This window comes from Amycolatopsis sp., from assembly GCF_035276945.1.
Lineage (GTDB): Bacteria > Actinomycetota > Actinomycetes > Mycobacteriales > Pseudonocardiaceae > Amycolatopsis_E.
In genome coordinates, this window is record NZ_DATELF010000026.1 from 1 (window position 1) to 18,738 (window position 18,738).

General features: G+C 68.8%; 17 protein-coding genes. 4 read left to right on the forward strand and 13 right to left on the reverse strand.

The window, feature by feature from the left end:
- Positions 1-735: 735 nt before the first annotated feature.
- Positions 736-1,698, reverse strand: a complete 963-nt coding sequence (locus VJT49_RS03400) for a LysR family transcriptional regulator (RefSeq protein ID WP_324163189.1) — start codon at positions 1,696-1,698, stop codon at positions 736-738.
- 168 nt (positions 1,699-1,866) lie between these two features.
- On the opposite strand from VJT49_RS03400, the gene VJT49_RS03405 reads away from it, so the two are divergent.
- Together VJT49_RS03405 and VJT49_RS03410 are read left to right on the forward strand one after the other, a co-directional pair.
- On the forward strand, positions 1,867-3,636 hold the full coding sequence (locus VJT49_RS03405) for an FAD-dependent monooxygenase (protein WP_324163190.1): 1,770 nt from the start codon (positions 1,867-1,869) through the stop codon (positions 3,634-3,636).
- A 167-nt stretch (positions 3,637-3,803) separates the two neighbouring features.
- Complete coding sequence (locus tag VJT49_RS03410) at positions 3,804-5,777, forward strand: maleylacetate reductase and hydroxyquinol 1,2-dioxygenase domain-containing protein (protein WP_324163191.1); 1,974 nt, start codon at positions 3,804-3,806, stop codon at positions 5,775-5,777.
- Positions 5,778-5,896: 119 nt separating this feature from the next.
- On the opposite strand, the gene VJT49_RS03415 is transcribed toward VJT49_RS03410, so the two are convergent.
- Positions 5,897-6,058 (reverse strand): hypothetical protein, encoded by a 162-nt coding sequence (locus VJT49_RS03415; protein WP_324163192.1) that lies wholly within the window; start codon positions 6,056-6,058, stop codon positions 5,897-5,899.
- A gap of 309 nt (positions 6,059-6,367) precedes the next feature.
- Between VJT49_RS03415 and VJT49_RS03420 the strand changes: the two genes are divergently transcribed.
- Positions 6,368-7,597 (forward strand): cytochrome P450, encoded by a 1,230-nt coding sequence (locus tag VJT49_RS03420; RefSeq protein WP_324163193.1) that lies wholly within the window; start codon positions 6,368-6,370, stop codon positions 7,595-7,597.
- On the opposite strand, the gene VJT49_RS03425 is transcribed toward VJT49_RS03420, so the two are convergent.
- The 8 genes from VJT49_RS03425 to VJT49_RS03455 all read right to left on the reverse strand — a co-directional run bounded on the left by VJT49_RS03425 (position 7,598) and on the right by VJT49_RS03455 (position 13,890).
- Positions 7,598-8,854 carry a cytochrome P450 gene (locus VJT49_RS03425; RefSeq protein WP_324163194.1) on the reverse strand — a complete coding sequence of 419 codons (1,257 nt, stop codon included), beginning with the start codon at positions 8,852-8,854 and terminating at the stop codon, positions 7,598-7,600.
- Complete coding sequence (locus VJT49_RS03430; RefSeq protein WP_324163195.1) at positions 8,851-9,459, reverse strand: GTP-binding protein; 609 nt, start codon at positions 9,457-9,459, stop codon at positions 8,851-8,853. Before VJT49_RS03430 ends, VJT49_RS03425 begins: the two co-directional genes overlap by 4 nt.
- The gene (locus tag VJT49_RS03435; protein WP_324163196.1) at positions 9,440-9,802 is read right to left on the reverse strand and encodes a DUF742 domain-containing protein; all 363 of its coding nucleotides are present in this window, start codon (positions 9,800-9,802) and stop codon (positions 9,440-9,442) included. The genes VJT49_RS03430 and VJT49_RS03435 overlap by 20 nt, the downstream gene beginning before the upstream one ends.
- The gene (locus VJT49_RS03440; protein ID WP_324163197.1) at positions 9,799-10,215 is read right to left on the reverse strand and encodes a roadblock/LC7 domain-containing protein; all 417 of its coding nucleotides are present in this window, start codon (positions 10,213-10,215) and stop codon (positions 9,799-9,801) included. The genes VJT49_RS03435 and VJT49_RS03440 overlap by 4 nt, the downstream gene beginning before the upstream one ends.
- A 38-nt stretch (positions 10,216-10,253) precedes the next feature.
- Positions 10,254-11,621: an ATP-binding protein gene (locus VJT49_RS03445; RefSeq protein WP_324163198.1), complete on the reverse strand. Its 1,368-nt coding sequence runs from the start codon at positions 11,619-11,621 to the stop codon at positions 10,254-10,256.
- Between the two features lie 90 nt (positions 11,622-11,711).
- On the reverse strand, positions 11,712-12,089 hold the full coding sequence (locus tag VJT49_RS35025) for a hypothetical protein (protein ID WP_414635800.1): 378 nt from the start codon (positions 12,087-12,089) through the stop codon (positions 11,712-11,714).
- Positions 12,090-12,355: 266 nt separating this feature from the next.
- The gene (locus VJT49_RS03450) at positions 12,356-13,012 is read right to left on the reverse strand and encodes an NAD(P)-dependent oxidoreductase (protein ID WP_324163199.1); all 657 of its coding nucleotides are present in this window, start codon (positions 13,010-13,012) and stop codon (positions 12,356-12,358) included.
- Positions 13,009-13,890 (reverse strand): EamA family transporter, encoded by an 882-nt coding sequence (locus VJT49_RS03455; protein ID WP_324163200.1) that lies wholly within the window; start codon positions 13,888-13,890, stop codon positions 13,009-13,011. Before VJT49_RS03455 ends, VJT49_RS03450 begins: the two co-directional genes overlap by 4 nt.
- A gap of 129 nt (positions 13,891-14,019) precedes the next feature.
- On the opposite strand from VJT49_RS03455, the gene VJT49_RS03460 reads away from it, so the two are divergent.
- Positions 14,020-14,883 carry a LysR family transcriptional regulator gene (locus VJT49_RS03460; RefSeq protein ID WP_324163201.1) on the forward strand — a complete coding sequence of 288 codons (864 nt, stop codon included), beginning with the start codon at positions 14,020-14,022 and terminating at the stop codon, positions 14,881-14,883.
- 139 nt (positions 14,884-15,022) lie between these two features.
- Here the strand turns inward: VJT49_RS03460 and VJT49_RS03465 are convergent, their stop codons facing one another.
- Genes VJT49_RS03465 through VJT49_RS03475 form a run of 3 tightly spaced genes read right to left on the reverse strand, consistent with a single transcriptional unit; the run spans position 15,023 to position 18,241 of the window.
- Positions 15,023-15,169: a hypothetical protein gene (locus VJT49_RS03465; RefSeq protein ID WP_324163202.1), complete on the reverse strand. Its 147-nt coding sequence runs from the start codon at positions 15,167-15,169 to the stop codon at positions 15,023-15,025.
- Between the two features lie 39 nt (positions 15,170-15,208).
- Positions 15,209-16,678 (reverse strand): Re/Si-specific NAD(P)(+) transhydrogenase subunit beta, encoded by a 1,470-nt coding sequence (gene pntB, locus VJT49_RS03470; RefSeq protein ID WP_324163203.1) that lies wholly within the window; start codon positions 16,676-16,678, stop codon positions 15,209-15,211.
- A gap of 33 nt (positions 16,679-16,711) precedes the next feature.
- Positions 16,712-18,241 carry a Re/Si-specific NAD(P)(+) transhydrogenase subunit alpha gene (locus VJT49_RS03475; RefSeq protein ID WP_324163204.1) on the reverse strand — a complete coding sequence of 510 codons (1,530 nt, stop codon included), beginning with the start codon at positions 18,239-18,241 and terminating at the stop codon, positions 16,712-16,714.
- Positions 18,242-18,738: the final 497 nt, after the last annotated feature.

Consider the following 18,738-nt stretch of genomic DNA (forward strand, 5'->3'; position numbering starts at 1 on the left):
CGTTCGACTGGACCTTCACCCGAGACGACCTCCGCGACCTACTCGCAAGGATCGACCGACACGAACAACAAGAGACCGCCGTTCGCATCCCACAGGCCGCCTGATCACCCCCGAAAGACTTCCAAAACCCACCACTTAGCTAACCGAACCCCTCGCTGGCGAAACGTACCCGGAGTGGCTCGATGTCGCTTCGTTCCCGATGGACCACCTCCAAGCCGCAATGCTTGGCGCACTGGAGCAGCGGACCGGTGCGGTGTTCGAGCGGGACTGGCTGAGCTTGCAACTGGAGACATACCGGGTGGAACCGGGCAAGACCGAAGACTCGTCATTTAGGACCTCCAGTTCGGCAAAGAGCGGATCGATGAGGCAAGATGCCACGGCAGGCACGGGCACTGCGGTGATCACGTAGCGTTAGCACCTTCATGATCACCTGCGCCCGGGCCTGCACCCTCGCCGGGGCACCCGAGATCAACTTATTTGATCAATTGCCGGAGCCCCTGAGTCCGGGCCCACGGCCGCCGATCAGAAGTCGCTCAACTCCACGGCCTGTGATTCCGCGTTGCGAGACACGGTGACCGTCGTCGTCTTGTCCGGAGCGCTCTGAACTGCCCGAACCGCCGCAAGCACTCGTCTCGCCACCCATGCAGGGCATCGGTGACAAGATGGCAGAACATCCGCGACCCCCCGTGATACGACCGGGTCGTCGAGTGCATCGGGACGTTCACCAGCAGGGAGTCACCAGTGCGCGGCGCCCGGACCGTTTCTGGCGTGCTCCGGTCCCAGCATGTCGGGTTCGGGAGTCGACAGGGCCGTCCGGAGGAAGCGGCGCAGGACGGGGGAGTCGTCGTCGGGTCGCCAGCAGACCGCGGTTTCCACCACGGCGGTGTGCCGGCGCAACGGGCGCGCGGTCAAGCCCTGCCACACCATCGAGCTGTACTGCGCGGGCAGCAGGGTCACGCCGGCGCCCGCCTCCACGAGGGCGAGCGCATGTATGACCGACGTGGCCTCGTGCCGCACGGCGCCCGAGCGCCCGGCGCCCTCCCAGGCGGCGCGTACGTGAGCGGCGAACCCCTGCCCGGTCTCGGCCGCGACGACCACCCGTTCCCCGCCCACCTCCGCCAGGTCGATGCGCTCTTGGGCGGCGCCGGGATGCGTCTCGGCAAGCACCGCGACGAGTGGCTCGCGGGCCACCACCGCGACCTCCAGTCCCCGTGCTCGGCTCGCCGCGTGACGTGTCCGGCCGAGGCCGCCGGGTTCGAGGTGGAGCAGGCCGGCGTGCGCGTCGCGACGGTGGACCCGCTCGACCACGTCGAGGTCGGAGCCTTCGGCGAGGACGAGGTCGACTTCGGGTTCGAGCATGGTGTCGCCGATCAGGTGGGGCAGCAACCGGGGCGACACGGTGTGCCCGACCGCGATGGACAGCGGGCCCCGGGTCCCGAGGCCTACGGTGCGCACCATCTCGGTCGTGGTGTTGAGCTCCGAGAACAGGCGGCGAGCGCGTTCCGTCAGCACCCGGCCCGCCGCCGTCAGGTCGACACCCCGGCCGTGACGAACCAGCAGGGGGACCCCGAGTTCGCGTTCCAGCGCCTGGAGTCGCACGCTCAGCGGAGGCTGAGTCATGTGCAATGCCGCGGCGGCACGACTGACCGACCCTTCCTCGGCGACGGCCAGGAAGCACTCCAGCGCCCGCAGATCCATATCTTGAGAATATATCAGTGGATATAAGTTCGTATTGGACGTATAGGCCGCTCGGTTCCCATACTCGTTCCGGCGAGTCGAGGCACGGCAGCCCGCTTCACGCGGCGCCGAGGGCTCCTCGTCCCCGGCAGGCAGTCCCTGAGAATTGCACCCCAGAGGTGAGGCGGCGTGAGCAAGACCCGAGAGAATCCCGGCGAGGTCACAACGGACGTCCTGGTCATCGGCAGCGGACCGGCCGGCGCGTCGGCGGCGCTGTTTTTGGCCACCTACGGTGTGGACCACATCGTGATCACCAAGTACCGGTGGACGGCCAACACCCCGCGCGCGCACATCACCAACCAGCGCACCGTCGAGATCCTCCGTGACATGGGCATCGAGGCGGACATCAAGGCGCAGGGCACGCCCGCCGCGCTGATGGGCGACACGGTCTTCTGCACCAGCCTCGCCGGGGACGAAATCGGCCGTGTCCGGACCTGGGGCACGCACCCCGTACGCAAGGCCGACTACACCCTGGCCAGCCCGTCCGAGAACTGCGATCTCCCGCAGACGCTGCTCGAACCGATCCTCATCGGGCACGCCGCCGAGCGGGGCAGCCGGATCCGGTTCGACACCGAGTACCTCTCACTTGAGCAGGACGACGACGGTGTCACCGTCACCGTCCGGGACAGGCTGAGCGGCCGAACCTACCGGATCCGCGCGAAATACGTCATCGGTGCCGACGGTGGCCGCAGCCAGGTCGCCCGCGACATCGGGCTCTCGTTCGAGGGGCAGATGGACATCGCCGGGAGCATGAACATCGTTTTCCATGCCGATCTGACGAGACACGTCGAGCACCGGCCGAGCGTCCTGTACTGGGTGCTGCAGCCGGGATCGAACATCGGCGGCATCGGGATGGGCCTGGTGCGCATGGTCCGGCCGTGGGACGAGTGGCTGGTCGTCTGGGGCTACGACATCACCCAGCCGCCCCCACAGGTTGACGACGCCATGGCCACCAAGATCGTGCACGACCTGGTCGGGGACGACACGATCCCGGTCACCATCCGCTCCATCTCGTTGTGGGGCAACAACAAGATGTACGCGACCCGCTACCGCTCGGGGCGCGTGTTCTGTGCGGGAGACGCCGTGCACCGGCACCCGCCGTCGAACGGCCTGGGCTCCAACACCTCCATCCAGGACTCCTACAACCTCGCCTGGAAGCTCGCCGCGGTGTTGTCCGGTAAGGCCGGTGAAGGGCTGCTCGACAGCTACGAGGCCGAGCGCGCTCCGGTCGGCAAGCAGATCGTGCTCCGCGCGAACAAGTCGATCGAGGAGTTCGGCCCGATCTTCGACGCCCTCGGGTTCACCACCACCGACAACCCGACCGAGCAGATCGCGAACATGCGCGCACGGACGGAGGAGACGCCACGTGCCGCCGCGCAGCGCGCCGCGCTGCGAGAGGCGCTGGAGCTCAAAGACTACGAGTTCAACGCCCACGGTGTCGAACTCGGTCAGCGGTATGCCTCCCGCGCGGTGGTCGGGGACGGCACGCCCGAGCCCGGGTTCACCCGCGATCCCGAGTTGTACTACCACCCGACCACCTGGCCGGGGGCGCGGTTGCCGCACTGCTGGCTCGGCCGGGACGGGCACCGGGTCAGTACCCACGACATCACCGGCAAGGGGCGGTTCGCCGTGCTCACCGGCATCTCCGGGCAGGCGTGGGCGGAGGCCGCCACCGGCGCGGCCCGTTCGCTCGGCGTCGAAATCGACGTGCACGTGATCGGCCCTGGGCGGGAGTACACCGACGTCTACGACGACTGGTCGCGGCTGCGTGAGGTCACCGAGTCCGGCTGTGTGCTGGTCCGGCCGGATGCGCATGTCGGGTGGCGGGCACACGAGCTGCCTGCTGATCCGGAAAAGGAGCTCACCGAGGCTCTCACCCGGCTGCTCGACCGCGCCTGAGGGTGGAATCGCTTGCGAAAGGACACGCGGCATGTCGGGCGCGCCCCGAAGGTCGCTATCGCGGCTGCGGGGCTCCCACCAGCGAAAGGCCGCGTGTCGCGGATGTCGAGCCCGCCGGACGTGATCGCGATCGCGCGCGAAATCGCGAACAGATCGGAGATCCGCGAATGACCTCGTTCACCTTTACCGCGCTGCCCGCGCGGATCGTTTTCGGGCACGGCACCCTGGAGCGGGTCCGGGAGGAGGTCGAACGGCTCGGCCGGTCTCGTGCGCTCGTGCTGGCGAGCACGGACCTGCCGGAGCCGGGCGACCGGATCGAGAAGATCCTCGGACCACTCGTGGCCGGACGCTTCGACGGCGCGGCGATGCACACCCCGGTAGCGGTCACCGAGCGGGCCCTCGGGCTCGTCCAGGAGGTCGACGCGGACTGCGTGGTCGCGGTCGGGGGCGGCTCGACGACCGGGCTGGCGAAGGCGGTCGCCGTCCGCACCGGGATCGATCAGGTTGTCCTGCCGACCACCTACGCCGGTTCAGAGGTCACTCCCGTCCTGGGTGAGACCGACAACGGAATCAAGACGACCCGCTCGTCGCCGGACATCCTCCCGGAGACGGTGATCTATGACGTCGAGCTTTCCCGCGAGCTCCCCGCCCCGATCGCCGTGACCAGTGCCGTGAACGCGCTCGCACACGCCGTCGAGGCGCTCTACTCGCCCGACGCCAACCCGGTCATCGACGGGATGGCCCTGGACGCGGTCGGCCTGCTCACCCGGGGTCTGCGTGATCTCGCCGCCGCCGATGACCTCGACGCGCGAACCAGCCTGCTGCGGGGCGCCTGGCTGGCGGGGACCTGCCTGGGCGCGGTGGGCATGGGTCTGCATCACAAGCTCTGCCACACCCTCGGCGGGAGCTTCGAGCTACCCCACGCGCCGACGCACACCGTCGTGCTCCCGCACGCAATGGCCTACAACGCCGCCGCCGCACCCGAGGCCATGCGCCGGATCGCCGAAGCGCTCGGTGCCACCGACGCCCCGACGGCCGTGTACGACCTGATCGCCGAGGCCGGCGGACCGACGTCACTGCGCGAGCTCGGCTTGGCCGAGGCCGATCTCGACCGCGCGGCCGAACTCGCGACCGCCGCCCCGTACCCGAATCCCGCGGAGCCGACCCGGGTCGGCATCGCGCGGCTCCTCCGCCATGCCTGGGCGGGGGAGCGTCCCGCACCCGCGGCGGCGTCCGGGGCGGTGCTCGACCGGCTCACCGCTCAGGTCGTGTCGACCTTCGACGGCACGCCCGATCCACGGCTGCGCGCGCTGCTGCAGGACCTGGTTCCGCGGCTGCACGCCTTCGCGATCGACAACGACCTGACCCAGGCCGAGTGGCAGCGGGGCATCGACTTCCTGACCCGGACGGGGCAGATCTGCAGCGACACCCGGCAGGAGTTCGTGCTGCTGTCCGACACCCTTGGCCTGTCCAGCGTGGTCGACGTGCTCACCAACTCGCGTACCCCCGACACCACCCCGTCCGCGGTGCTCGGTCCCTTCTACGTCGACGGCCCACCGGAACTGCGGCAGGGCTCCGACCTCTCCGGCGGCCTGCCCGGCATCCCGTTGTGGGTGAACGTGCTGATCACCGACACCGACGACCTGCCCGTGGCGAACGCGATCGTCGACGTCTGGCAGTCCAATGAGGACGGTTTCTACGACGTGCAGCTGCCCGACGTCGACGGGCCGGTCCTGCGTGGGCGGCTCCGCACCGACCACGACGGTCGTCTGCGGTTCTGGTCGATCCTGCCGTCGGAGTATCCCATTCCGGCCGACGGCCCGGTCGGCGCGATGCTCGCCGCGAGTGCGCGGCACCCCTACCGGGCCCCGCACCTGCATTTCATGATCGAGGCGGAGGGTCATCAGCAACTGATCACCCAGCTGTTCGTCGCGGGCGGCGAATACCTCGACTCCGACGCCGTGTTCGGCGTCAAAGACGACCTCATCGTCGACTTCCAGCCGCGACGAGGCCCCACCCCCGACGGCCGCGAGATCGACGGCGAGTGGCGTCAACTCGATTTCACCTTCCGCATTGCGGCGCGGCAGCGGAGAGGACCAGACCGTGACGTGATTCAAGCCCGGCGTCTCGGCGGCGTGTGAAGTGGCCACTCCGACGTCGATCTCCATCCGTTCCCGGACCTCGCGCGGCAGGAAACGCCGGGACATCAGATGGATCGACTCGAGCGGGAAAGCCTCGCGTTCCCGACGTTCGGCGGTGGTCATGCTTTCGTACATCCCGGTGAGGAGACCACGCCGAATCCGATGTGCCGTGCCTCGTCACGTGCGATCATCCTGGTGATGGGGGTGATGATCGGGTCCCCGAATCCGGTGCCAGCCAGCCGTGTCGCGGCCCGGGCGAGTCCTTCGGCGACCACCTGCATGCCGAGACGGACGATTGTCCCGGTTCGACTCCTTCAGCAGGTCGCGCGGCAGCGCCTTGAGCCCCGGATCGATCGGGTATGAGGTGCCCAGTTTCTCGGTGCGGCGCACTCGCCACGCCCGCGCCCTCCGGGCTTGACGTCCGAGGAGTCCGAGACGCGCGTCGCATGATGCACTGCGTAATCGCGCACTAAACCGCGCACTGGACCAACAAGCTGAAATTCGATCCGATCGCGCGGCGCCGCGGCGCCAGGGGCTAGCCTGAGACGCTCACTGAGGAGTGGAGCTGAGGAATGGAGCCAGGGAGAGTCATGTCCGCATCAGGCGAAGTACCTGACATCCTTTCCCCGCAATTCGCTGAAAACCCTTATGCGGCCTACCGGACCATGCTGGAGACCCAACCGTTGACCTGGCACGAGCCGACGCGGAGCTACCTGGTCTCCCGGTACGAGGACGTGGCCCGGGCGTTCAAGGAACCGGCCTTCACGACCGACAACTACAACTGGCAGCTCGAACCGGTGCACGGCAGGACGATCCTGCAGATGAGCGGCCGAGAGCACGCGGTGCGCCGCGCGCTCGTCGCGCCTGCGTTCCGTGGCAGTGAACTCGAGCGCAGGTTCCTACCGGTCATCGAACGCAACGCCCGCGAGCTGATCGACGAGTTCCGCGGCCGCGGTTCGGTCGATCTCGTCTCCGAGTTCGCGCGGCATTTCCCGATCAACGTGATCGTCGACAGATTGGGTCTGGACCGCGGCGAGCACGCGCGGTTCCAGAAGTGGTACACCTCGGTCATCGCGTTCCTCGCCAACCTCGGTCAGGATTCCGAAATCGCCGCCGCCGGCCTGCGCACGCGCCGGGAACTGGCCGAATACCTGATCCCGGTGATCCAGGAACGTCGGCGTAACCTCGGTGACGACCTGCTTTCGACACTGTGCGAGGCCGAAGTCGACGGCATGACGATGAGTGATGAGGACATCAAGGCGTTCGTCAGCCTGCTGCTCGCCGCCGGAGGGGAAACCACCGACAAGGCCATCGCCAGCGTGTTCAAGAACCTGCTGGAGCATCCCGACCAGCTCGAGGCGGTGCGCGCGAACCGTGAGCTGATCCCCCGCGCGTTCGCGGAGACCCTGCGCTACACCCCGCCGGTGCACATGATCATGCGCCAGCCCGCGCATGACATCGAGTTGAGCACGGGGACGGTGCCTGGAGGCGCCACGGTCACCTGCCTCATCGGCGCCGCCAACCGGGACCCCCGCCGGTTCGCCGATCCCGACCGGTTCGACATCTTCCGCACGGATCTGCCGACCGAAACCGCTTTCTCGGCGGCGGCGAGCCACTTGGCTTTCGCGCTGGGACGGCATTTCTGTGTCGGCGCGCTGCTGGCGAAAGCGGAGGTCGAGGTGGGGATGAGCCAGTTGCTCGACGCGATGCCGGATGCGCGGCTGGTGGACGGCGCCAGCCCGGTGGAGCAGGGGCTGTTCACGCGGGGCCCGGCCACCCTGCCGATCACCTTCACTCCGCCGATTCCGGCGCCCGCCTGATCACCAGGGCGGCGGGGCGGCCGCGCCGACCTGTGAAGCCACGTAGGTGGGAGTGAACGTCACCGGCAGCCGTGTGAGCCCGCGCATCCAGACCGACGGGTGCCACATCAGCTTTTCGGCCGGCACCGCGAGCTCCACGCCCGGCAGCCGGTCCAGCAGGACCTCGACGCTGGTTTTGGCGATGATCTGGGCGACCTCGGGAGCAGGGTAGGGGCAGCCGTGTTCGCCGTGTCCGAAGGACAGGTAGGCCTGGTTGCCGGTCTGGTCGTCGGCGACGTCCGGCCGGACCGCGGGATCGGCGTTCGCCGCGGCCAGGCCCATCACGAGCAGGTCCCCGGTGCGGATCCGCTGCCCGCCCAGCTGCGTGTCCCGGGTGGCGAAGCGGCCGATGAAGTTCTGCGTCGGGGTGTCCTGCCAGAGCACCTCGTTGAGCGCCTGCCCGACACTGCCACGCCCGCCCGCGAGCGTCATCGCGAACCGCTCGTCGGTGAGCATCAGCCGGATCGTGTTGCCGATCCAGTTCGCCGTCGGTTGCTGCGCGGCCGCGGCTACCACGAGAAGGTCGAGCACGATCTCGTCGTCGGAAAGGTCGGCCTCGTGCTGGATCAGGTGCGACGGCAGGTCCGAGCCGGGCGAGAGGTGCTTGTCCGCGACCAGCCGCCGCATCGCCGCCTGCACACGGGTGTACGCGGGGATCGCGTCGGGACCGACGTCGAGCGAGGTCGCTATGTCGCGCACCAGCGCGGGGATCTCGTGCTCCGGCAGGCCGAACATCCAGGCGACCACCAACAGCGGCATGCGCATCGTGTACTGGGCCACCAGATCCGCTTCCCCGGTGCCGGCGAACGAGTCGATCAGCCCGTCCGCGACAAGCTCGCAGTGCGCGCGCAGTTCGAACTGGTCCACGGCGCTGAGCGCGTCGCCGATCGCGCCCGCGCGGCGGCGGTGCTCGGCGCCCTCGGTGAACATCACCGACGGGTTGTGCGCCACGTACGGCAGCAGCGGCCAGTCCTCGGGAATGCGGTCCCACATGGTCCAGCGGCGGGTGTCCCGCGCGAACAGCTGCGAGTCCTCGCAGATCTGGTGGATCTCGCGGTAGCCGGAGACGAACCACGCCGGAATGTCCCCGTCGAGCAGCACCGGGGCCACCGGCCCGTGCTCCCGCCGGATTTTCGCGTAGAGCGCGGCCGGGTCCTGCTGGAGCTGGGGGCCGTACAGCCGCAGCGGCCCGGGTGAGGAAGTGGGGTTCTCGGTCATGATGCGGTCTCCCGTGCCGTGGAGAGGTGGTAGAGGTGGTCGACGAGCCCGATCAGCACCTGCTTCGACGACTGGCGGTCGCGCGCATCGCAGTCGATCAGGGGAACGTTCTCGGAGAGGGTCAGCGCGTCGCGTACCGCGCTCAGGCCGTGCTGCGGCGGCTCGAAGTTGTTGCGGGCCACGATGAACGGCGTGCCGTGGTGCTCGAGCCGGTCGATCGCGTACCAGGAGTCTTCGAGCCGACGGGTGTCGACCAGTACGACCGCGCCGAGCGTGCCGGAGAACAACCGGTCCCACAGGAACCAGAAACGTTCCTGGCCGGGGGCTCCGAACAGGTAGAGCACCATCTCGTCATTGAGGGTGATCCGGCCGAAGTCGAACGCGACGGTGGTGGTGGTCTTGCCATACGCGCCGGCGTTCGAGTCGATGCCCAGCCCCGCCTGGGTCATCGTCTCCTCCGTGGACAGCGGCCGGATCTCGCTCACCGACCGCACCAGCGTCGTCTTGCCGACCCCGAAACCGCCGACGATCACGATTTTGACCCCGTCCGTCGCGGTGCTGCTCAGCGGCGTGCGGGTAGCCGGGTCAGAGATTCTTGAGTCCAACGAGCACCTTCTTCAGGAATTCGGAGTCGGGCAGAGCGGACCCCGAACGGAACACGGCCGAGGGGTGGCGGGCGGAGATCTTCCCCGCGGCAAGCAGGTCCGCCAGCAGGATCCTCGTCACGCTCACCGGCAGCCCCAGCTCGGAGGCGACCTCCACGACAGCGGTCGGGAACTGGCATGTCCGCAGCACCTTCACGTATTCGGACTGCATCCCGGGCGCGGGCTCGGCCTCGCTCACGATCAGCGTGACGAGGTCCAGGTCGGCGGCCGCGGCCCGGCTCCGTCCGCGGGTCACCGTGTAGAAGCGATCCGGGTCCTCGTCGTCGACCGCGCGGTGGATCATGCCGGATGCGCGGGCTGGAGCGGTCGAGGCGGCGAGGTCAGGAAGGCTCCGATCTGCTCCACCAGTTCGTCCATGTTGTGCCCGACGAGACCGACGTCGGCGTCGTCGGCGGCGAGCACCGCGAGGTGGGCGCCTTCGCCGGCTTCCACGATGAACAGCAACCCGCCGTGGAACTCGGTCATCGACTGGCGCACACCGCCGGTGCCGTCCCCGAACTCCACCGAGGCACCGTGGGCGAGCGCCTGCAAGCCCGCCGCGATCGCGGCCAGCTGGTCGGCCTTGTCCTTCGAGAGCCGCTGGGTGTAACAGAGCTTGAGACCGTCCCTGGACAGCACCAGGGCATGCTTCGCGCCCGGGGTGTTGCCCACCAGGTTCTCCAGTAGCCACTCGAGGCTGGCGTCTGCTGCGTTCATCGACATTCCGGGGGCGCCCCCGCACTCCAATCTCTGTGTCACTCGCTGTCCTCGGACGGCTCGCCGCCCTCGGAGTTCTTCGCGCGGGCCTGGCGGAAGGCACCGAACCTCGTGCCGGAGTCGATCCGCGGCCGACTCGACTGGCGCCCGGACGCCGCGGCCGGGGAGCCCGCGGCCCGGGCGACGGCGTCGAGTGTCTGCCCGCGCGGGCGTTTCGGCAGCGCCTTCGGCTCCCTCGCGACCAGCGCCAACTGGGCCTCGTCCGCCGGACGGGCGGCGGGCACGACAGCTGGATGGCGCGGCTCGGACGCGAACTCGGTCGGCTGCTGGCGAGGCTGGGTGATCAGCCGGTTCGGGATCCGCACCACGACACCGGTGCCGCCTCGCGAGGACGGGCGGAAGAAGACCTGCAACTGGTGCTTGCGGGCGAGAGTGCCGACGACCGCGAGGCCGAGCCGGGTGCCCGACAGCTGGGCGAGGTCGAGCGGATCGGTCGAGGAGATCGCGGCCTTCGCGCGCTCCAGCGCTTGCGGCTTCATGCCCAGGCCGCCGTCCTCGATGGTGATCACGACGCCGTTGTGCAGTTGTTCGACGTAGACGTGTACCTCTTCCGACGGGGCGGAGAACCTCGTCGCGTTGTCCATCAGCTCGGCCAGCACGTGCATGACGTCCTCGGCCGCGTACCCGACGACCGCGGACGGGCAGGTCGAGTGGACGTACACCCGCTGGTAGGCGCCGATCCGGCCCATCGCGCCCCGCAGGATGCTCTCCATGACGATCGGTTTGGTCCAGCGGCGGCCGGTCCGGGCGCCGGTGAGCACCGCGATACTGTCGGCCAGCCGGCCGGCCTGCGCGGTGCTGTGGTCGATCTTGAGCAGGTCGCCGAGCGCGTCCTCACCGTAGCGGTGCTCCATCTCGCGCAAGTCCGCGAGCATCCTCGTGGCCAGCGCCTGCACCCGCCCGGCCGCGTTGCCACAGGCCGCCATGGCCGCGGCGCGCCGCCGCTCGCCGACACTGATCTCGCGGGTCACGGTCCGCAGCAACCGCTGGTGGGTTTCGTTGCGGGACTTGGGAAGTTGAGCCAGGACGGTGTCGGCGGAAGCGCCGTCCCGCAGCCGCTCAACCGCGGTCGGCAGGATATGTTCGACGAGGTAGCCGAGTTCGGTGTTCAGCACCGAGACCTGCTCCCGCTCACGGCGCAGCCGGGCGGCGCCGTGAGCGATCAGCGCGACGGCGACCGACAGCAGCAGGGCGAGCACGCCACCGGCCACGCCGATCAGGACGCGGACCTCCGCCGGCGTCACCAGCACCACCCAGGTCCAGCCACCGCCCGTGATCAGCACGGCGGCCACCAGCACGAGCAACGGCGTGGTTGCCCGGAGACGAACAGCGTTCGGTACGGACATAGATCAGGTTCCTCGAGACGATAGCGGCGGGACAGTGACTAGGGGGACGCGGACGCGGACCGCAGAGTAGTACGTGGAACGGGTGTATGGCTAGATGGCACCCACCCGGTTCGGGAGCACTTGGTCGACGGGAAGCTGGGAAAGCGCTTTCAGTGGCGACCCCGGCAGCAGTACGGTCATCGGCGCGGTGGCGGGCATGATGTCCGTGGATCTCCGGCGGCTCCCGGTTGGAGGGTGGTGGAGACCTGCCGGTGGCGTTCCACGATCAGTCGGTAGAAGTCGCTGGTCTGCGACGTATCCAGCGGGGTGCGGTGCTGGATCGTCCAGCATGAGCGGTTCGATACGGTGCGGTTGGCGCATCTCCTCGTCGTAGGTGTGGTCCAGCCGCGCGGCTTTGAGTCGATTGAACAGTTTGTCGGTGCGTTCGGTGTGGACGGTGTACTTTGGCCGGACCGCGGCGTGCCCCAAAGCGCTGGTCGAGAACGTTTTCCCGACCCCGGCCGGTCTTATGATGAGAAGGTGTGGGAGTCCAGGACGAACCGCGGCGAGCTCAGCTCCTGCACCGGAAGGGTGTCCAGCAGCGAGTCGACCATCCGCCGCCTCGCCGGGCGCAGCGCCTTGACCGCACTCCGACCAGTGAGCCCCGCCGATCGCCGAACCGGTCTCCGGTTACTCGTTGCATCCTCACCAACCCCGAGATGTCCACACAGGACAAGGCGGCGGCCGCGGCGTCGCTACCCGTCCAGGTGAGCGGCGAGGTGCCGCGCTACGGTGAAGTGCCGGTCTGAACCAGGTTGCTCGATTTCGTCCAGTGCGGCCACGGCGAGGTCTTCGACGCTGATGCGTGAGGCGCTGTCGGTATCGGTGGTTCCCCGCCGGTAGGTGCCGGCGCGGGGGCCGGGTTCGAGAATCGACGGCGGGCTGAGGTAGACCCAACGGGGGTTCGCGTGCTGGGCGCAGGTGTGGAGCTGGGCGGTGCTGGCGTCGGCGATCGCTCGCCATGCGGGTGGCACGAAGCGTGGGTCGTCGACGACCGATACGGCGGGGTTGCGGGGTGACCGCAGCGGCCCCGCTCCACCGATGACCAGCAGACGAGCGCCCGCGCGGGCTGTGGCGTCAAGAACTGCGGCGGTCAGCGGGGCGATCGTCTGCTCGTGGCCGGGGGCGGCGCGGATGGCGAGGATCGCGGCATCGGCATCGGCATCGGCACCGCGCAGCGCGGCATCGAGCTGTTCAGGCGCGCTGACGTCGACGGCAGCGGGGGTGACTGCCGCATCCGGGTAGGTGTCGGGGCGTCGCGCGGCCGCGGTGACCCGGTGGCCGCGGGTGACAGCTTCGGTGACCAAACGGGAGCCGACCATGCCGGTCGCGCCAAGGATGGTGATGTTCATGACGAGAGCCGTTTCCGGGTACGAGACCGTGGGGTGATCTGACCCGCGCCCAACGCCGCGAGGGCGAGGGTGAAGCCGATGAGCTGGAGCGGGTTCAGGGTTTCGCCGGCCACGACGACGCCGAGAAGTGCGGCCACGAGGGGTGAGAGCAGCCCGAGAAGCGAGGTCGCGGTGACCGGGAGGGTGCGCAGTCCGCTGAACCAGAGCGTGTACGCGACAAGCCCACCGACGATCCCGAGCCAGAGATAACCCGCGACGGCCGGTGCGTCGACCTGGCCGGGCACCCCCTCGATCAGCAGCGTCGGGGCGAGCAGGACCAGGCCGCCCGCGGTGAGTTGCCAGCCGGCGAACCCGACCGCGCTGACGCCCTCGGGCCGGCGCCAGCGTTTGGTGAGGATGACTCCGGTTCCCATCGCGGCGGCACCGGTTAAGCCCGCGATGATGCCGGCGGGATCGAACACGGCGCCGGGTCCGAGCACGACCAGGCCCACCCCGAGCACACCGACGACGCCCCAGCCGAGACGCCAGCCGGAGACCCGCTCGGACAGGATCACGACGGCGAGGACGGCCACGATGATCGGCTGGGCGGCACCCAGGGTCGCGGCCACACCGCCGGGCAGACGTTCCGCGGCGACGAACAGCAACGGGAAGAAGAACCCGATGTTCAAGGCACCGAGCACCGCGGCCTTCCACCACCAAGCCCCGCGCGGCAGCGCCCGCGAGCGCAGGAGCGCGAGGAGTCCTGCGGGAAGGGACCGCATGAGGGCGGCGAAGAGGGGATGTCCCGGCGGCAGCAGCTCGGTGGTGACGAGGTAGGTCGTGCCCCACACCGCCGGGGCGACGGCCGTCGCCAGGGTGAGCGACGCACGGTTCACCACCGGGCCGGAAGATCCGGAAGATCCTGCCGGAGACGTAGTCGCAGTGGTCACCCCTCCACTGTCGCGCCCCGACAACCATGAGTCCAAGACATGCTTTTCATGTCAACAATCGTGAGACAAGATAGATGCATGGAGTTGCAGCAGCTGCGGTATGTACTCGCCGTGGCCAGGACTCGGAACTTCACCCGAGCGGCCGAGCAGTGCTTCGTCGTGCAATCGGCGCTCAGCCACCAGATCAAGGCCCTGGAACAGGAGCTGGGTGTGACGCTGTTCGCACGGACCAGCCGCCGGGTCGAGCTCACCGACGCCGGGGCGGCGTTTCTCCCTGCTGCGCGGGCCAGTCTGGAGGCCGCTGAACGAGCCGCCGCCGACGCGGCGGCGACCGCCGGGCGGATTCGCGGCACCTTGACGATCGGCGTAATCCCCACCGTGACCGCCGTCGACATCCCGGCCGCGCTGCGCGACTTCCACCGTGCCCACCCGGCGGTACGCATCGCGTTACGAAGCGGTGGTAGCGACGAGCTCATGACCGCGATTGGTGATGGCGAGGTTGATGTCGCCGTCCTGGGTCTGCCGGACACGGCCGCCCCGAAGCGCGTCCGGGCTCGTGAGCTGGCGAGGGAACGGCTCGTCGCCGTGCTCGCCGCCGACCATCGCCTGGCGAAGCGGCGACGTCTTCGCCTGGCCGATCTCGCCGAGGAGACCTTCGCGGACTTTCCCGCCGGAACACCGGGCCGTGCCCAGAGCGACCTGGCCTTCGACGCCGTCGGTGTTCACCGCGAGGTGATCTTTGAAGGGATGTCCACCGACCTCATCCTCGACCTTGTCACGCACAATCTGGCCGTCGCGCTCCTGCCTCCGGCATTCGTCCCACCGCGTCCGACCCCGGTCACGGTGACCATCACCGATGGGCCCACCCGGGTCGAGTATCTCGCCTGGAGCGACTTCAACCCCACGCCCGCGGCCGCGGCCTTCCTTGACACGGTGCCGTAAGCGGACGGCTTCCGACTGCCGTTGACACGGCTACGACGTCGAGGCAGGAGTAGAAGGAGCCGCGTCGCGCTTCGGCGGGCTCCCAGTGGAGTGCGGAGGCTTCGGCGGATGGTCCAGTCAGTAGCCGGGACGGGGACGCTCACCGGTCCCACCACGCCGACTCCCACACCGACCGCCGCTGGCTTTCCCAGCGGCGGTCGGCGTGGTCGTGCAGGGCGAGCATCTGCATACAGGCGGTGGGTTCAGCGCGGCAGCGGCCGCCGTCGGCGTCGATGGTCCACACCACCGGAGCTACCTGAGGTGATCGCCCGCTCGCGACCTCTGGTCAGGCACTGGCCGGCGCGGTCGCGTGTGTCGCGCTGGCCGGGCCGGCGGGCAACGCGCGCAGAAGGTCCTCCACGCGGTCCTTGGCGTCACCGAAGAGCATGGCGGTGTTTTCGCGGAAGAACAACGGGTTCTGCACTCCGGCGTAGCCGGAGGACATGGACCGTTTGAACACGATCACGTTCTTGGCCTCCCACACGGTGAGCACGGGCATCCCGGCGATCGGTGAGCCGGGGTCCTCCGCGGCCGCGGGGTTGACCGTGTCGTTGGCGCCGATGACGAGCACGACGTCGGTGTCGGCGAAGTCGTCGTTGATCTCGTCCATCTCGAGGACGATGTCATAGGGCACCTTCGCCTCGGCGAGCAGCACGTTCATGTGCCCCGGCAGGCGCCCGGCGACGGGGTGGATACCGAAGCGGACGTGCACACCCCGCTCGCGCAGCCTGCGGGCCAGCTCCGCGACACCGTGCTGAGCCTGCGCCACGGCCATCCCGTAGCCCGGAGTGATGATCACGCTGCTCGCGTCAGCGAGGAGTTCGGCCACACCGTCGGCGGCGATCTCGCGGTGCTCCCCGTAGTCGACATCGGATCCGGCCCCGGTGTTGTCCAAGCCGAAGCCACCCGCGATGACCGAGATGAACGACCGGTTCATGGCCTTGCACATGATGTAGGACAGATACGCACCAGACGAGCCGACGAGCGCACCCGTGATGATGAGCAGGTTGTTCTCCAGCAGGAACCCACTCGCCGCGGCCGCCCAGCCCGAATAGCTGTTGAGCATCGACACCACCACCGGCATATCGCCGCCGCCGATGGACGCGACCAGGTGCCAGCCCAGCGCCAGCGCGACGGCGGTAACGACGATGAGCAGCCACAACCGCGGTTCTGCCACGAACCACACCGTCAGCGCCACGAACACCACCAGGGCACCCAGGTTGAGCACGTTCTTTCCGGGCAGCATCAGCGGCGCGGACTTGATCCGGGCCGACAGCTTCAAAAACGCCACGATCGAACCGGTGAAGGTCACCGCACCGATGAACACCCCGATGAACACCTCGGCGGAGTGGATCCCGCCCAGCCCGAGCTCGCGCAGCGCCAGCGCCTCGGCACCCCTGGGATCGGCCTCGACCTGCTGGTAGCCGTTCCAGCCCACCAGTACCGCCGCGAGCCCGACGAACGAGTGCAGCAGCGCGATCAGCTCGGGCATGCCGGTCATCTGCACCACGCGGGCGCGCTGCAGGCCGGCAGCGGCGCCGACCACCGTCGCCACGACCAGCAGGACCACCCCGAGCACGGAGATCTCCCGCTGCACGGCCAGCGCGATGGTCGCCGCGAGCGCGACGACCATTCCGGCCATGCCGAACCCGTTGCCGGTCTTCGCGGTCTCGTGCCGGGACAGGCCCGCCAGCGCCAGGATGAACAACAACGCGGCGACGATGTAGGCCGCCTGCGCAATGGTTTCGAGAGTCATGTCCAGTCTCAGGCTTTCGGGATCGGGCCGGGCTCAGCTGCGGGAGAACATGGCGAGCATGCGCCGGGTGACGGCGAATCCGCCGAAGATGTTGATCGAGGCCAGCAGGATCGCCGCGAACGACAACCACGTGATTACCGGGCTGCCGTGGCCCACCTGCAGGAGCGCGCCGACCACGATGATCCCCGAGATCGCGTTGGTCACCGACATCAACGGTGTGTGCAGCGCATGGTGCACATGCCCGATCACGTAGAAGCCGACCACCACCGCGAGCGCGAACACCGTCAGGTGGCCCTGTAGCGCCGGCGGTGACGCCGCGACCAGCAGGAACAGCGACACGCCCGCCACCGCGGTCAGCCCGAGCCGGACGGGGGTGGACATCCGCTTCTTCGACTCGGCCTCGGCCGGCGCCGCGACCGGGGCAGCCGCCTTCGCCGGGCTCGCCGAGACCTGCGCCGGAGGCGGCGGCCACAGCACCTCGCCGTCCCGGACCACCGTCATCGACCGGATGACGATGTCGTCCATGTCCAGCACCGGCGTGCCGTCCTTGGCCGGTGTCACCAGCTTCAGCAAGTTGACCACGTTCGTGCCGTAAAGCTGGGAAGACTGTGTCGGGAGACGGCCGGCCAGGTCCGTGTAGCCGAGGATCGTCACCCCGTTCGCCGTCGTCACGGCCTCGCCCGCCACCGTGCCCTCGACGTTGCCGCCGTTGGCCGCGGCCATGTCCACGATCACACTGCCCGGGCGCATGGAAGCCACCATGTCGGCGGTGATGATCCGCGGCGCGGGCTTACCCGGGATCAACGCCGTCGTGATGATGATGTCCACGTCCCGGCACTGATCCGCGTAGAGCTGGACCTCGCGCGCCTTGTAGTCCTCGCTCATCTCCTTGGCGTAACCAGTCGAGGAGACCTCGACTTCGGCCGCCTCGATGGAGACGTACTCGCCGCCCAGACTGCGCACCTGATCGGCCACTTCCGGCCGGGGATCGGTCGCGCGGACCACCGCGCCGAGCGACCCAGCCGCACCGATCGCCGCCAAACCGGCCACACCCGCGCCGACCACGAGTACCTTCGCCGGTGGTACCTTGCCCGCCGCGGTCACCTGCCCGGTGAAGAACCGGCCGAACCTGTGCGCCGCCTCCACCACCGCGCGATAACCCGCGATGTTCGCCATCGACGACAGCACATCCAGTGACTGCGCCCGCGAGATCCGTGGCACCGCGTCCATCGCCAGCGCCGTCAGCGGCCGCCGCGACAGGTCCTCCACCAGATCCTTGTTCAACGCCGGACTCAGCAGGCTGATCAGGGTCACACCCGGCGACATCGCATCCAGCTGCGCTTTCGTCGGCGCATTGACCCCCACGACGATCTCGGCCCCCACCGCCTCACCGATCGACGCGCCGGCCTCCGCGTACGCCTCGTCAGTGAAGCTCGCCGCCACGCCGGCCCCAGACTCCACCACGACGTCGTACCCCAGCTTCAGCAGCTGAGCCACCGTCGCCGGCGTCGCCGCCACCCGGGTCTCACCCGGCAAGGCCTCCTTCAACACACCGACCAGCATCGAAACTCCTCAGCCGCACGCCGTTGTACTCGCGGTACAGCCCGTACCGCGACGGGGAACATCAAGCACTGCGCGGACTCCTTCATAACACTCACGACAGCAAGTTTCTCTGTGACCGCAGCCACGTCCCCCAGCCGAGATCCGGGAAAACCTTTCAGTGCCCGGACATGCCGCCGCCGACGGCGAGGGCGTTCCCGGTGATTGATGCGGGAGGCATCACTGGCCAGGAACACGACCACGGTGTCGAGCTCGCGCTGCCGGCCGAGTCTCCCAAGTGGGCTGTGTTGTCCGTGTTGTCCGAGTTGTCCGAGGAAGGGCAGCTACAGGTCTTCGGAATTCCAGCGGTCATTCGCCAGAAGCAGGTCGAGTGTGTATCACTTGCGTGCGGAAGGTGCAAGATCTTTTTCGGAAGGCGGCGAGGCGCCGTCGCTCCGGTCATCCTCGAGGGCGACGGCTGAACGTACCTACCGCCGATCGGGGGATTGCCGATGCGTTGA

What these genes read in the sequence shown, in the direction of transcription:
- VJT49_RS03435 (WP_324163196.1), bottom strand. Translation starts at nt 9,802, where the DNA reads ATGATCCACCGCGCGGTCGACGACGAGGACCCGGATCGCTTCTACACG.
- VJT49_RS03445 (WP_324163198.1), bottom strand. Translation starts at nt 11,621, where the DNA reads ATGTCCGTACCGAACGCTGTTCGTCTCCGGGCAACCACGCCGTTGCTC.
- VJT49_RS03425 (WP_324163194.1), bottom strand. Translation starts at nt 8,854, where the DNA reads ATGACCGAGAACCCCACTTCCTCACCCGGGCCGCTGCGGCTGTACGGC.
- VJT49_RS03475 (WP_324163204.1), bottom strand. Translation starts at nt 18,241, where the DNA reads ATGCTGGTCGGTGTGTTGAAGGAGGCCTTGCCGGGTGAGACCCGGGTG.
- VJT49_RS03410 (WP_324163191.1), top strand. Translation starts at nt 3,804, where the DNA reads ATGACCTCGTTCACCTTTACCGCGCTGCCCGCGCGGATCGTTTTCGGG.
- VJT49_RS03440 (WP_324163197.1), bottom strand. Translation starts at nt 10,215, where the DNA reads ATGAACGCAGCAGACGCCAGCCTCGAGTGGCTACTGGAGAACCTGGTG.
- pntB (WP_324163203.1), bottom strand. Translation starts at nt 16,678, where the DNA reads ATGACTCTCGAAACCATTGCGCAGGCGGCCTACATCGTCGCCGCGTTG.
- VJT49_RS03420 (WP_324163193.1), top strand. Translation starts at nt 6,368, where the DNA reads ATGTCCGCATCAGGCGAAGTACCTGACATCCTTTCCCCGCAATTCGCT.
- VJT49_RS03450 (WP_324163199.1), bottom strand. Translation starts at nt 13,012, where the DNA reads ATGAACATCACCATCCTTGGCGCGACCGGCATGGTCGGCTCCCGTTTG.
- VJT49_RS03400 (WP_324163189.1), bottom strand. Translation starts at nt 1,698, where the DNA reads ATGGATCTGCGGGCGCTGGAGTGCTTCCTGGCCGTCGCCGAGGAAGGG.
- VJT49_RS03415 (WP_324163192.1), bottom strand. Translation starts at nt 6,058, where the DNA reads ATGCAGGTGGTCGCCGAAGGACTCGCCCGGGCCGCGACACGGCTGGCT.
- VJT49_RS03460 (WP_324163201.1), top strand. Translation starts at nt 14,020, where the DNA reads ATGGAGTTGCAGCAGCTGCGGTATGTACTCGCCGTGGCCAGGACTCGG.